11 protein-coding genes are annotated in these 13,477 nt (G+C 62.7%); all 11 read right to left on the minus strand.

The window, feature by feature from the left end; all coding sequences use genetic code 11:
* Positions 1 to 3 precede the first annotated feature (3 nt).
* The 11 genes from arcC to gap all read right to left on the minus strand — a co-directional run bounded on the left by arcC (position 4) and on the right by gap (position 13,333).
* Positions 4 to 933 carry a carbamate kinase gene (gene arcC / locus M8Q45_RS03490; protein ID WP_249873583.1) on the minus strand — a complete coding sequence of 310 codons (930 nt, stop codon included), beginning with the start codon at positions 931 to 933 and terminating at the stop codon, positions 4 to 6.
* Between the two features lie 167 nt (positions 934 to 1,100).
* On the minus strand, positions 1,101 to 2,111 hold the full coding sequence (locus M8Q45_RS03495; RefSeq protein WP_249873584.1) for an ornithine carbamoyltransferase: 1,011 nt from the start codon (positions 2,109 to 2,111) through the stop codon (positions 1,101 to 1,103).
* A 67-nt stretch (positions 2,112 to 2,178) separates the two neighbouring features.
* A complete protein-coding gene (gene arcA / locus M8Q45_RS03500; RefSeq protein ID WP_249873585.1) occupies positions 2,179 to 3,435 on the minus strand; it encodes an arginine deiminase in 1,257 nt (418 codons plus the stop codon).
* 31 nt (positions 3,436 to 3,466) lie between these two features.
* A complete protein-coding gene (gene arcD, locus M8Q45_RS03505) occupies positions 3,467 to 4,894 on the minus strand; it encodes an arginine-ornithine antiporter (RefSeq protein ID WP_249873586.1) in 1,428 nt (475 codons plus the stop codon).
* 208 nt (positions 4,895 to 5,102) lie between these two features.
* Complete coding sequence (locus M8Q45_RS03510; RefSeq protein WP_249873587.1) at positions 5,103 to 6,449, minus strand: CoA transferase; 1,347 nt, start codon at positions 6,447 to 6,449, stop codon at positions 5,103 to 5,105.
* 56 nt (positions 6,450 to 6,505) lie between these two features.
* Entirely contained in the window at positions 6,506 to 6,931 is a 426-nt protein-coding gene (locus M8Q45_RS03515) for a YbaN family protein (RefSeq protein WP_249873588.1), read from the minus strand.
* A 174-nt stretch (positions 6,932 to 7,105) separates the two neighbouring features.
* Positions 7,106 to 7,696, minus strand: a complete 591-nt coding sequence (locus M8Q45_RS03520) for a biliverdin-producing heme oxygenase (RefSeq protein WP_249873589.1) — start codon at positions 7,694 to 7,696, stop codon at positions 7,106 to 7,108.
* Between the two features lie 165 nt (positions 7,697 to 7,861).
* Positions 7,862 to 10,453: a TonB-dependent receptor gene (locus M8Q45_RS03525; RefSeq protein WP_249873590.1), complete on the minus strand. Its 2,592-nt coding sequence runs from the start codon at positions 10,451 to 10,453 to the stop codon at positions 7,862 to 7,864.
* Positions 10,454 to 10,573: 120 nt separating this feature from the next.
* Entirely contained in the window at positions 10,574 to 11,536 is a 963-nt protein-coding gene (locus tag M8Q45_RS03530; protein ID WP_249873591.1) for a FecR family protein, read from the minus strand.
* A gap of 105 nt (positions 11,537 to 11,641) precedes the next feature.
* Positions 11,642 to 12,154 (minus strand): RNA polymerase sigma factor, encoded by a 513-nt coding sequence (locus M8Q45_RS03535; RefSeq protein WP_249873592.1) that lies wholly within the window; start codon positions 12,152 to 12,154, stop codon positions 11,642 to 11,644.
* Between the two features lie 177 nt (positions 12,155 to 12,331).
* Positions 12,332 to 13,333 (minus strand): type I glyceraldehyde-3-phosphate dehydrogenase, encoded by a 1,002-nt coding sequence (gap, locus tag M8Q45_RS03540; RefSeq protein WP_003184623.1) that lies wholly within the window; start codon positions 13,331 to 13,333, stop codon positions 12,332 to 12,334.
* Between the last annotated feature and the right edge of the window lie 144 nt (positions 13,334 to 13,477).

Below are 13,477 nucleotides of genomic sequence, written 5' to 3' on the forward strand. Positions count from 1 at the left end.
CTGTCACCGATAAACGATCCCCGGCGTTGCCATGCTGATGCGGGTGCCGGCAGTGCCCTGGACGATAGCATCGATGTCCGACAGCGATCCGATCACCGCGTCCTTGCCGGTGTGGCGGGCGAATTCGCAGGCGGCTTGCACCTTCGGCCCCATGGACCCGGCGGCGAAACCGAGCCGTTCCATGTCGTCGGGGTGGGCCTGGGCAATGGCTTTCTGGGTCGGCTTGCCAAAATCGATGAATGCGGCGTTGACGTCGGTGGCGATCACCAGCAGATCGCTGTCCAGTTGTTCGGCCAGCAGCGCCGAGCACAGGTCCTTGTCGATCACCGCTTCCACGCCCTGCAGCTTGCCGTCGGCGTCATACAGCGTCGGGATGCCGCCGCCCCCGGCGCAGATCACGATGCTGCCTTTCTCCAACAGCCATTTGATCGGACGGATCTCGAAGATGCGCTTGGGGCGTGGGCTGGCGACCACGCGGCGGAACTTGTCGCCATCCGGGGCGATGGCCCAGCCTCTCTCGACGGCGAGTTTTTCCGCCTCTTGCTGGCTGTAGACCGGGCCGATGGGCTTGGTCGGGGCCTGGAACGCCGGGTCGTTGGCGTCCACTTCAACCTGGGTCAGCAGCGTGGCGAAGGGCACTTCGAAGTCCAGCAGGTTGCCCAGTTCCTGTTCGATGATGTAGCCGATCATGCCTTCGGTTTCGGCACCCAACACGTCCAGCGGGTACGGCGTGACCGAGGTGTACGCCGCCGCCTGCAACGACAGCAGGCCGACCTGCGGGCCGTTGCCGTGGGCGATGACCAGTTGGTTGCCGGGGTGGATCTTGGCGATCTGTTCGGCCGCGGTGCGGATGTTGCTGCGTTGATTGTCTGCGGTCATGGGTTCCCCCCGACGCAGGAGGGCGTTACCGCCCAGGGCAACGACGATGCGCATGGTGCTGTCCTTTCAAAATATAACGAACAATGCAGTTACCCTGTGGGAGCGAGCTTGCTCCGGGCGGCGATCCGACGATGGCGGAGTGTCAGCTTGCATCGATGTTGGATGGGCCGCCGCCATCGCGAGCAAGCTCGCTCCCACAATGAAAAGCACTTCAACCGGATTCAGATATCCGCCAACGCCGCCACCAGGATCGCCTTGATGGTGTGCATGCGGTTTTCCGCCTGTTCGAAGGCAATGTTGGCCGGCGACTCGAACACCTCCTCGGTCACTTCAACGCCGTTGGCGAGATTCGGATAACGCGCTGCGATGTCCTTGCCGACCTTGGTTTCGCTGTTATGGAACGCCGGCAGGCAGTGCATGAATTTCACCCGCGGGTTGCCCGAGGCCTTCATCATCTGCGTGTTGACCTGGTAGGGCAGCAATTGCTCGATGCGCTCGTCCCAGGCTTCCACCGGCTCGCCCATGGACACCCAGATATCGGTGTGGATGAAATCCACGCCCTTGACCGCTGCTTGCGGGTCTTCAGTGATGGTGATCCGCGCGCCGCTTTCGGCGGCGAAGGCTTGGCATTGGTCGATGAAATCCGGGTGCGGCCACAGCGCTTTCGGCGCGCCGATGCGCACGTCCATGCCCAGTTTGGCGCCGATCATCAGCAGCGAATTGCCCATGTTGTAGCGCGCATCGCCCAGGTAGGCGTAGCTGATGTCATGCAGCGGCTTGTCGCTGTGCTCGCGCATGGTCAGGGTGTCGGCGATCATTTGGGTCGGGTGGAATTCGGCGGTCAGGCCGTTGAACACCGGCACCCCGGCGAACTTGGCCAGTTCTTCGACAATTTCCTGTTCGAAGCCCCGGTATTCGATGGCGTCGAACATCCGCCCCAGGACGCGGGCGGTGTCCTTCATGCTTTCCTTGTGGCCGATCTGCGACGACACCGGGTCGATGTAGGTGACGTGGGCGCCCTGGTCATGGGCCGCGACTTCGAAGGCGCAGCGGGTGCGGGTCGAGGTTTTTTCGAAGATCAGCGCGATGTTCTTGCCCTTGAGGTGTGGCTGCTCGGTGCCCGTGTATTTGGCGCGCTTGAGGTCACGGGACAGGTCCAGCAGGAAGTGCAGCTCGCGGTTGGTGTGGTGCATCAAGCTCAGCAGGCTGCGGTTGCGCATGTTGAACGCCATGGTGGATCTCCTTGGGTGTCGGTTATCCCCTGGGCCGTTTTCGATAAAAACGGCCCAGGCTCGAAGGTCAGTAATCGATAGGGTCGCGGATGATCGGGCAGGTCATGCAATGGCCGCCGCCCCGGCCCCGGCCCAGCTCGCTGGCGCTGATGGTGATGACTTCCACGCCGGCCTTGCGCAGCAGGGTGTTGGTGTAGGTGTTGCGGTCGTAGCCGATCACCACGCCCGGCTCCAGGGCGACCACGTTGTTGCCATCGTCCCATTGCTCGCGTTCGGCGGCGAAGCTGTTGCCGCCGGTTTCCACTATCCGCAGCGCCGGCAACTTGAGGGCGGCGGCTACGGTATCGAGGAAGCTGCCTTCCTCGCGGCGTACGTCGATGCCGCCGGGTTTGCTCTCGTCCGGGCGCAGTGAAAACGCCACGATCTGGCTGACGACCTCCGGAAAAATCGTCACCAGGTCGCGGTCACAGAAACTGAACACGGTGTCCAGGTGCATGGCTGCGCGGGATTTCGGCAGCCCTGCGACGATCACGCGTTCCACGGCGTTGTGCTTGAACAGATTCAGCGCCAGTTGGCCGATGGCCTGGCGCGACGAGCGTTCGCCCATGCCGATCAACACCACGCCGTTACCGATCGGCATCACATCGCCGCCTTCAAGGGTGGCATTGCCGTGGTCGTGGTCCGGGTCGCCGTACCAGATCTGGAAATCGGCATGGGTGAATTCCGGGTGGAATTTGTAGATGGCGGTGGTCAGCAGGGTTTCCTGGCGTCGCGCCGGCCAGTACATCGGGTTGAGGGTCACGCCGCCGTAGATCCAGCAGGTGGTATCGCGGGTGAACTGGGTATTGGGCAGCGGCGGCAGGATGAAGCTGGAGTGCCCGAGGAAGTCGCGGAACATCTGGAGGGTCTTGCCGCCGAAGCTGTCGGGCAGGTCATCGGCCGAGACGCCGCCGATCAGGAACTCGGCGATGTGGCGCGGCTCCAGGCTGCGCAGCCACGAACCGACTTCATTCACCAGGCCCAGGCCCACCGAGTTGGCGGTGATCTTGCGTTGCAGGATCCAGTCCAGGGCTTCGGGGATGACGACAATGTCGGTCAGCAGGTTGTGCATCTCCAGGACATCAATCCCGCGTTCGCGCATCTTGGTGACGAAATCGAAGTGGTCGCGCTTGGCCTGGTTGACCCACAGCACGTCATCGAACAGCAGCTCGTCGCAATTGTTCGGCGTCAGCCGCTGATGGGCCAGGCCGGGTGAACAGACCATGACTTTGCGCAATTTTCCGGCTTCGGAATGGACGCCGTATTTCACTTTTTCCGTGGTCATTACACATCCTCCAGATAAAACAGTTGACCGGTCAGAGGGTCAGGAAACCCGCGTAGAGCCCATAGGCAGCCACCAGGGCTCCGACGATCACGGCGGCGAAAATCAGCTTCTCGACCGAGGTGAAAACCGGCTTGCCCAGTTCGTGCTTGGCCTTGGCGAACAGGATCGCGCCGGGGGCATAGAGCAGGGCGGAAAGCAGCAGGTACTTGATCCCGCCGGCATACAGCAGCCACATGGCGTAGATCAGGGCGATGGCGCCGATGGCCAGGTCCTTGCGGCGTTCGGCCAGGGCGTTCTGATAGGTCTCGCCGCGGACCGCCAACAGCACCGCGTAGGCGGCCGACCACAGATACGGCACCAGGATCATCGAAGTGGCGAGGTAGATCAGCGACAGGTAGGTGCTGGCCGAAAACAACGTGATGACCAGGAACAGCTGGACCATCGCGTTGGTCAGCCACAGGGCGTTGGCGGGCACATGGTTGGCGTTCTCCCGGCGTAGGAACGCCGGCATGGTGTGGTCCTTGGCGGCGGCGAACATGATCTCGGCGCACAGCAGGACCCAGGACAGCAGGGCGCCGAGCAGCGAGATGATCAGGCCAACGCTGATCAGTACCGCGCCCCAGTGACCCACCACGTGTTCCAACACGGCGGCCATCGACGGGTTCTGCAGCTTGGCCAGTTCAGGCTGGGTCATGATCCCCAGGGACAGCACGTTCACCAGCACCAGGAACAACAGCACGGTGATGAAGCCGATGACGGTGGCCTTGCCGACGTCGCTGCGTTTCTCGGCGCGGGCGGAGAAAATACTCGCGCCCTCGATGCCGATGAACACCCACACGGTCACCAGCATCATGTGTCGCACTTGGTCCATCACGCTGCCCAGGTCGGGATTCTTCAGGCCCCAGATGTCGGCGGTAAAAATCTCCAGCTTGAAGGCGAATACCGTGATCAACACGAACAACAGCAGCGGCACGATCTTGGCGACGGTGGTCACCAGGTTGATGAAAGCGGCTTCCTTGATGCCCCGCAGTACGAGGACATGCACGGCCCAGAGCAACACCGAGGCGCCGATTACCGCGGCGACGGTGTTGCCCTCGCCAAAGATCGGGAAGAAATAACCCAGGGTGCTGAACAGCAACACGAAGTAGCCGACGTTGCCCAGCCAGGCGCTGATCCAGTAGCCCCAGGCCGACGAGAAACCCATGTAGTCGCCGAACCCGGCCTTGGCGTAGGCGTATACGCCGCCGTCCAGGTCAGGCTTGCGGTTGGCCAGGGTCTGGAAGACGAAAGCCAGGGTCAGCATGCCCACTGCGGTAATGGCCCAGCCGATCAATACGGCACCGACGTCGGCGCTGGCGGCCATGTTCTGTGGCAAGGAAAAGATCCCGCCGCCGATCATCGAGCCCACAACCAGCGCGACCAGCGCACCCAGTCGAAGTTTTCCGGGGGTATCGGACATTGCATGACTCCCATGCGGGGGAAGAGAGTCAACAGCCTAAGTCGATTGGGAAGGCTGGCATCTGATCTAGGTCAGGTAACTGTTAGACGTGGATGTGGTGGTGACTCATGCGCCGCTATCGCGAGCAAGCTCGCTCCCACAGTTTCACGCATATCCCTGTGGGAGCGAGCTTGCTCCGGGCGGCGATCCGACGATGGCGATCGGGCGATCACCACTGCGCCCGGTGAGCCCCCAAATCCGCGGCCGGCAACGCCCATTGCAGCGGCGTTCCGGTGATCTTCAGCGGTACCTGCAAACGATGCGCCGGCCCCCACGGCGTCTGTTCCACCAGCAGCCCCTGGTCAGCCTCGTCTTCAGGGCGCAACGCAACCTGAGCGCCGGCGCCTCCCTCGATCAACAGCTTCGCCGTGCGCGCCAGGGACAAGCGCGCCGAGCCGCCATGGCCGGTGGCCAAGCGGCGGGAGACCAACACGATCGCACTGGCCGCCATCAGGTAACCGGTGCCGTGGTCCAGCGCCTGGACCGGCAGCGGCGTCGGCTTGTCGGCGTGTTTCCAGGCCATGCCGGCCTCGGCGATGCCGCTGCTCATCTGCACCAGGCTGTCGAATCCGCGGCGGTGTTGCCAGGGGCCGCTCCAGCCGTAGGCGTTGAGGCACACGTCGATCAGGCCGGGGGCCAATGGTTGGCGCTGCGTGGCGCCATAGCCCAAGCGTTCCAGTGCGTCGGCGCGGTAGCCGTGCAGCAGGATGTCGGCCTCCTTGAGCAGCGCCTCGAACGTCGCGCGGTCAGCGGGTTGCTGCAAGTCGAGGCGGGCGCACCGTTTGCCGAGGGTGACTTCCGGCACCACGCCGGGTTCGTTCCAGGTCGGCGGGTCGATGCGCAGTACGTCGGCGCCCAGGCCGGCGAGAAAACGGCTGGCAATCGGACCGGCCAGCACGCGGGTCAGGTCCAACACCTTGAGGCCCGCCAGGGGCTGGGCGACGGAGCCGAGCCAGGGCGTAGGCGAGCCTTCGACGCCGTCATCCAACTGAACGAGAGGCTCGGCGTTGACCGCGATGCCCTGCGGATGGATTTGCCACGCCTGCCATGAGCGCATCTGCGCGGCGCAACCACCGGCGTCGACCACGGCCTGCTCCAGTTCAGCCTTGTTCCAGCGGATCACTTTGCTGGCCATGTCGGTGCGGTCGGTGCAGGCGCCGAGGACCTTTTCCGCCGCCCGGCGATGATGCGGCGCGTTGGTGTGCAGGCGGATCCAGCCGTCGGCGGTGGCATAGTCGCCAGCCACCGGATCCCACATCGGCGGCACGCTCCAGCCGATGGGTCGCAGGGAGGTGGAAAACCAGAACGAGGCCAGGCGCCGGTCGACTTCAAGCGTCGGCAGGCGACCGGTTTGCTGGTGGATGAGCGCGGCGACCGCTTGACCGGCCACACCGATGCTCGCGCTGGCCAGTTCCGTGACCGCGAAGGCCGAGGGCAGGGTGCCTTCGCCTGTGAAGGGGATCGGTGTCGCGGGCAAGCCGATGGCGGTTTGCATGGATGTGAGTAGGTCTGACATTTAGAAGCCCTCCTGAACCAGAGAGCGAGCATAGATCAAACGAACATCGGGGGGCGCTACGCCCGAGGCGTCGGACCGCCCCAGCGGGAGCAAGCTCCCTCGCCACGGTGTTCCGGGCGTGACCAGATCCAGAGATTGCCCAGGCCCATGCCCGCGAGCGCGAGGTAAACCGGCCAATGGTGGTCGAGCACCAGCAGCATCAACCCCATACAGCACAGCATGCTGACCGTCGCCGCGATCTTGGCCCGGCGCGGGATGACCTTGCCGTTGCGCCAGTTGTGCAGCATCGGTCCGAACAGCCGATGGCCTTCCAGCCAGGCACTCAGGCGCGGCGAACTGCGGGTGGCGGCCCAAGCGGCGAGCAGGATGAACTCAGTGGTCGGCAAGCCGGGCACGACGATGGCCACCAGGCCGATGGCCAGGCTGGTGTAGGCGATGAGCGCGAAGAGCAGTTGGCTGAGTTTCGAGGGTGTGCGGCTCATGTATTTCTATCCGATATCCACTTTCCCCTGCGGGAGCTCGCTCGCGATAGCGGTGTATCAGGCGCATGAAGGTCGACTGATCTGACGCCATCGCGAGCAAGCTCGCTCCCACACGGGTTCTTGGTGACTGCAGAATATGCATCCACCATGAATCTCCTTTGGGAGTGGTGTGAGTCAGGCCAATTCCGACGCGTAGGCTTGCTCCAGCAACACCGTAAACCGGTTGAACGCCGCCAGCGCGCCTTTGTCCGCCTCGGCTTCCTGCTGTTCGGTGAAGGGCAGCTCGTCGAGGGTCCGGGTGAAGGTTTTCCAGCCTTCGGCGCGCCCGCCCGCCGGTTCTGCCAAGTGTCTGGCACCGAAGGTTTCGTTCATTCCAAGGGCGACGGCGCGCTTGATCAAGAACGCGGCGCCAAGCTTGGATCCCTCGGAGACGAACAGCCAGCCGAGGGCTTCGGCCTGGGTCGGGTTCTTCACCGCGCCGGCCATGGGCGCCGGCACTTCGGTGTCCAGGTCCGCGAGGTCGGCCTTGGCCGCTTCGGCGCGGCAGCGCGCGGGCAAATCGCTAATCAGCGCGGTCAGTTGCGCGTCGTTGTACAGGGCCGCCAGTTCCGACTGGAACTGGTACTGGGCGACAACGAAGCGGGCGTAGCTGGCCTGGGTTTCGAATGGGGCGTGTGCCTTGACCAGCGCGTCGAGCCTGCCGTGAGGCTCGTGGGTGATCTGGTTCAGGCGTTGGGAGCGGGAAACGGGACGTTGTGTGGTCATGAAAAATTCCTTCGAATGAAATACATCGTGGCGAGGGAGCTTGCTCCCGCTCGGTCGGTCCGACGCCTCGGGCGCAGCGACCGCAAGTTCTTGGGACTGCTGCGCAGTCCAGCGGGAGCAAGATCCCTCGCCACAGGGCATTTGGCTTGTCGACAGAAATCCTGGTCAGATATCCCAGATCAGGTTGACCGCGAAGTTGCGCCCAGGCGCCGTGAGGCGATCGAGATTGGCCGGGTTCAGCACCGCCGCTTCGCCGACGCTGTCGTAGCCGCGAACGTCGTCCCACAGCCAGTACTTCTTGTCGGTGAGGTTGTAGAGGCCCCCGCTGACCGTGACGTCATCGGTGACCTTGTAGTACCCGCTCAGGTCGACAATGCCGAAACCCGGCGTCTTGAATTGGCTGCTGACGCCGTCGGGGGAGTTGAAGTTGCTGTCATCGACACGGTCTTGCTTCTTCACCAGGGTCCAGCTGAGCAAGGTGCCAAACTGCGCCTGGTCGTAACCCAGGCCGAACACGCCGGTCAGTGGGTTGATGCTGTTGAGCGGTTCGCCGGTGTCGTTGTTGCGGCCATGGAGGTAAGCCACCGAGCCTTGGGTATAGAGCCCCCCTGGAGCGCCGAACACGTCCAGGTCCAGGCGACCCTTGGCTTCGATGCCCTTGATGGTGGCGTGCTTGATGTTGTTGCTCTGGAAGGTCAACTGGTCGGCGCCGGGGATGATGGCGTCCTCGTTGATGAAGTCGCGGTACTTGTTGTAGAACACCGCCAGGTCGAACGAGCCGGAATCGAAGCGCCCACGCAAGCCAGTCTCGTAGCTCTTGCTTTTTTCCGGTTCCAGGTCGGGATTGGGTTTCACGCTGTAGCCAATACCCGCATTGTCGAAACGGCCATACAGGGCCTTGGCGGTCGGCGTGCGGAAACCTTCGGCGTACTGGCCGTACCAGGTGTATTGGTCAGTCAGGTCATAGGTCAGGCCGAACTTGGGCGAGACGCGATGCCAGGTCTTGTCCTGGCCACTGACCGTGCCGCCGGCGGTGGGGGCCACGGTGCTGAGGAATTCCTCGGTCAGGTGTGGCTTGAGCCGGGTGTAGTCGTAGCGCAGTGCTGGCGTGAAGGTCCATTTGTCCCAGCTGATCTGGTCCTGGGCGAACAAGCTGTAGGTGTTGATCGTCGGGTCCGGGAAGTCACTGGCTTTTGCCAGCACGTCCCGCGTGCTGATCGCGCCGACGGCGGAGCAGCCCACGCCGACCGCCAGGCACACGCCATTGCCGCTGCGCGAACCGGTGACCTTTTGCTGCTTGAGCGTGGTGCCGTAGGTCAGTGCGTGATCGGTGTCAGCAACGCTGAAAGACTTGTCCAGTTGCGCGTCGAACACCCACTGCTTCTCTTCGTAGAGCGTTTCTCGCGTGCGCAGTACCTGGCGCGTGATCGGGAAGTAGAACTCGGCGGTGCTCTGGTCGGTCTTGGCGACCTGGTGGTTCAGGCTCCACTTGATGGTGTCGGCCAGCAGGCTGTCGAGGACGAAGCTGTGCTCCAGGCCGAAACGTTCGCGGGTGATGGTGTCGTTGCCGGTGCGCCACTGGTACATGCCGCCGGGCAGGATCGCGCCGGGAATCGTCGGGCGGCCATTGGAATAGGGACCGCCATAGGCACTTTTCAGATCGATGTCGCGATCATCCTTGTACTTCTCATACACCAGGCTCAGGCGTGCGTCATCGCTGTAATTCCAGCCAAGTTTGGCCAGCACGTTGTTGGCGCGCACGTCTTCCGGGTTGGCCGCGGTGCGGTCCAGGCCGGTGCCGTTGTTGCTGCCGTAGGATTCGGTTTCATGACCGTCGCGCTGGCTGTAGTGCAGCAGCGCGTCGAATGGCCCGCTGCGACCGGCGACAGTGGAGGACTTGAGCCAGCTCTCGTCGACGGAGCTGTAGCCGGTCTTCAGGCGTGCGCCGACGTCCTGGCCGGGCTTGATGATGTCATCCGCGTCGAGGGTGAAATAACTGACGACACCGCCGATGGCATTGCTGCCGTACAGCACCGAGGCCGGGCCACGGAGGATCTCCACGCGCTTGATGATTTCCGGGTCGACATAGTTGCGCTGGGTCTTGGCATAGGGACCGTTGAAGAAACCGCCAGGCACTTCCACGCCGTCGACCTGGGTCAGGATCCGGTTGCCGTCGATGCCGCGGATGTTGTAGCCGCTGATGCCGCCACGCTGGCCCGCGCCGCCCACGGAAACACCGGGCTCGTAGCGCACCAGGTCCTTGAGGGTGTTGACGTTGTTGCGATCGAGTTCCTGGCGATCATGGATGGAAACGGTGCTCGGTACGCTGGTGATGTCCTGTTCCTGGCGGGTGGCGCTGATGGTCACCTGCTGCAAGTCCAGCACGGTGCTGGCGCTGCGTTTTTCCAGAACGATGTTGTTATTGCTCAGTTTGCGGTAGCTCAAGTCGGTCCCCACCAACAAGCGCTCCAGGGCTTTTTCCGGCGACAGCGAGCCGTTCACACCCGGCGAGGCAATGCCTTCGGCCAGTTCAGCCGGCAAGCCGACTTGCCAGCCCGTCACGGTCGTGAATGCGTTGAGCGCGGAGACCAAGGGTTGTCGGGCGATGTTGAAGGTGTAGTCACCCATGTTGTGGGCGGGCGATTGCCCATTGACGGCGAAGGCTGCTGGTGCGGCACCGGCCATCAGGATGGCGGCGGTCAGCAATGACAGCGCGCGGGAAGGTGCGAGAAACCGGCAAGTAAGGCGAGAGGACATCGATAGCGCTCCGTGTCGCATCTGTTATAGGTGCAGATCGGCATCGTGAAGATGCGAATCAATTGCATTGGCTATAACGAGACGAACCAGCGAAGGTTATCGAGTAAAAATAATTCTCATTTAGTTCAGGATTACCAGCGCCGGGAATTCCTGCAACCGCGCAGAGGTGATGTGCGCCAGGGAGCGGACCACATCCAGCGGCTGGTCGAGGCGGTAATTACCCGTGACCGCGACGTTGGCCAGCCGTTCGTTGGTGTTGATGATCCAGCCTGGGTAGTAGCGTCGTAACTCTGTCAGGACTTGGCTCAGCGGCCGGTTTTCGAACACCAGCCGCCCCTGGACCCAGGCCAGGTCCGTTCCCGCATCGAGCCGCGCCGGGCGGTCGAAGCCGTTGGGGCCGATGCGGATGCTTTCGCCGGCCGACAGCCGCACGTGGGTGTCGTACCGGGTGGCCCGCAGGTCGATGTCGCCGCGCTGCACCTGGACTTGGGCCACGCCGTCGAGGTAACGCACGGCAAATGTGGTGTCGCTGACGCTGGCGGTGACCGGGCCGGCATCAATTTCCAGCGGCAGGTTGCGGTTGCCCGGCACTTCGAAGAATGCCTCGCCCTTATACAGGCGGGCCACGTGCCGTTGTTCGCTGAACGTGCTGGAAAACGCCGAATCGGTGTTGAGCAGGACCTTGGAGCCGTCTTCCAATTGCAGGCGCTGGCGCTCACCGACCACCGTCAGGTGATCGGCTTCGAAGTGCAGGGGCAAGTCGCTGAAATTGAACAGGCCGAGAAACAGCACGGCGGCAGTTGCCAACGGCTTCCAATGGGCACGCAGGCGCGACAGCGCGGTGACTTTGGGCTGGTCTCGCAGTTGTCGGGCGCTTTCGATGACGTGCGGGCCATTCCAGATCGCCTGGGCCCTGGCGAACGCTTCGCCATGGCGAGGATCGGCCGCCAGCCAGGCCTGGAAGTCTCGGCGCTGCTCCTCGCTGGGGTTGTCGAGCAGGATCAACCAGTCCAGCGCCTGGTCCATGGCGTGGGCAGTGTCCTGTGCCTCGGCGGCTTCAGGTGGGCGATGGTTGTCCGTCACGGTGGATTCTCATTATTGGCGGCAGGCACACGCTACAAGCCGCAAGCGGTGGCTGGCAAGCTTGCATCCAGCTTGCGGCCCGAAACGCCTGGCTTGCCGCTTGATTCATGGGTTGCGTTCGGCCACGCCCACGCAGATGGCCATGATCAGTTTCAATTCTTTTTGCACGGTACTCAGGGACACGTTCAATCGTTGCGCGATGTCCTGGTAACTGTGGCCATGCAGCCGGCTGAGAATGAAGATTTGCTGTTGGCGGGGGCTGAGGGACCGCAAACTGACGTTGAGTCGTTCGAGCATTCGTTCGGCATGGGCGGCGTCTTCGGCGCTGCTTTGGGGGGCGATCACATTGTTCACGACGTCCAGCGGCACGTCATCGACCAGGGTCCGCGACTGGATTCGCCGCGCGCGCAAATGGTCCAGCGCCAGGTTGCGGGCGGTCTGGAAGACAAAGGGTTCGAGATGATCGACGGTGCGCTCGCTCAGGGCGCGGGTGACGCGCAAGTAGGTTTCCTGAAGCAAGTCTTCGGCGGTGCTCGGGTTGTTGACCATCCGCTCGAGGGTGCGCAACAGCGGGGTGCGCTGGGTGAGGAAGACGTGGTGAAAGCGTGATTGACTCACGGTAGGGCCCGATCCGGTTCGAGTAGATGATAATGCTTATCATCTACTCTTTTGGTCAAGCGCTAGTTTCCTGTAGGAGCTGCCGCAGGCTGCGATCTTTGGATCTTGATGTTTCGCTCGCGATTCAATTGGACCGGAAAAGATCGCAGCCTGCGGCAGCTCCTACAGTACCGAACACTATTCGGCGTTACACAACGCCAGGCAGTTATCCAGCATGCGGTTGGAGAAGCCCCATTCGTTGTCATACCAGGCCAATACCTTGAGCAGCTTGCCGCTGGCCTTGGTGTGGTTGGCGTCGAAGATCGAGGACAGCGGGTTGTGGTTGAAATCGCTGGAGACCAACGGCAGGGTGTTGTAGCCGAGGATCTTCGAATGCTGGCTGGCATGGCGCAGCAATTCGTTGACTTCTTCGGCCGACGCTTCGCGCTTGAGCTGCACGGTGAGGTCGACCAGGGACACGTTGATCACCGGTACGCGCACGGCCATGCCGGTCAGCTTGCCCGCCAGTTCCGGCAGCACCAGGCCCACCGCTTCGGCGGCGCCGGTCTTGCTCGGGATCATGTTCTGGGTCGCCGAACGGGCGCGGTATGGGTCGCTGTGGTAGACGTCGGTCAGGTTCTGGTCGTTGGTGTAGGCATGGATGGTGGTCATCAGGCCGCTTTCGATGCCCAGCTCGCGGTGCAGCACCTGGGCCACCGGGGCCAGGCAGTTGGTGGTGCACGACGCGTTGGAGATGATCTGGTGGGACTGGCGCAGGATGTCATGGTTGACGCCATACACGACGGTGGCATCGGCGCCCTTGGCCGGAGCCGAGATGATCACCTTGCGGGCGCCTGCGCTGATGTGGGCGGCAGCCTTGGCGCGGTCGGTGAACAGGCCGGTGCATTCGAACACCACGTCGATCTTCTCGGCGGCCCAGGGCAGTTCGGCCGGGTTGCGGATGGCGCTGACCGAGATGCGGTCGCCATTGACCGTCAGGCTTTCGTGATCGTGCTGGACGTCGGCATCGAACGTGCCGTGCACGGTGTCGAACTTGAGCAGATGAGCATTGATCGCACTGTCGCCCAGGTCGTTGATGGCGACGATCTGCAGGTCGCGACGATAGCCTTGGGTATACAGTGCACGGAGGACGTTGCGGCCGATGCGGCCAAAACCATTGATTGCGATTCGAAGAGTCATTAACTGCGCCGCCGTCGATTTGTTGTTGGAATTACAAGATTATTCGCATAAAAATAGAAAACAAGCCTTTTTAGTGGCAATATTTTGTTTTATCTACAACGAGTGACCTGAATCAACTGGTCCGATTGGTCAAAAACCGTTTGT

The organism is Pseudomonas sp. T1.Ur (genome assembly GCF_023516725.1).
In the GTDB taxonomy this organism is placed as follows: Bacteria; Pseudomonadota; Gammaproteobacteria; order Pseudomonadales; family Pseudomonadaceae; genus Aquipseudomonas; species Aquipseudomonas alvandae.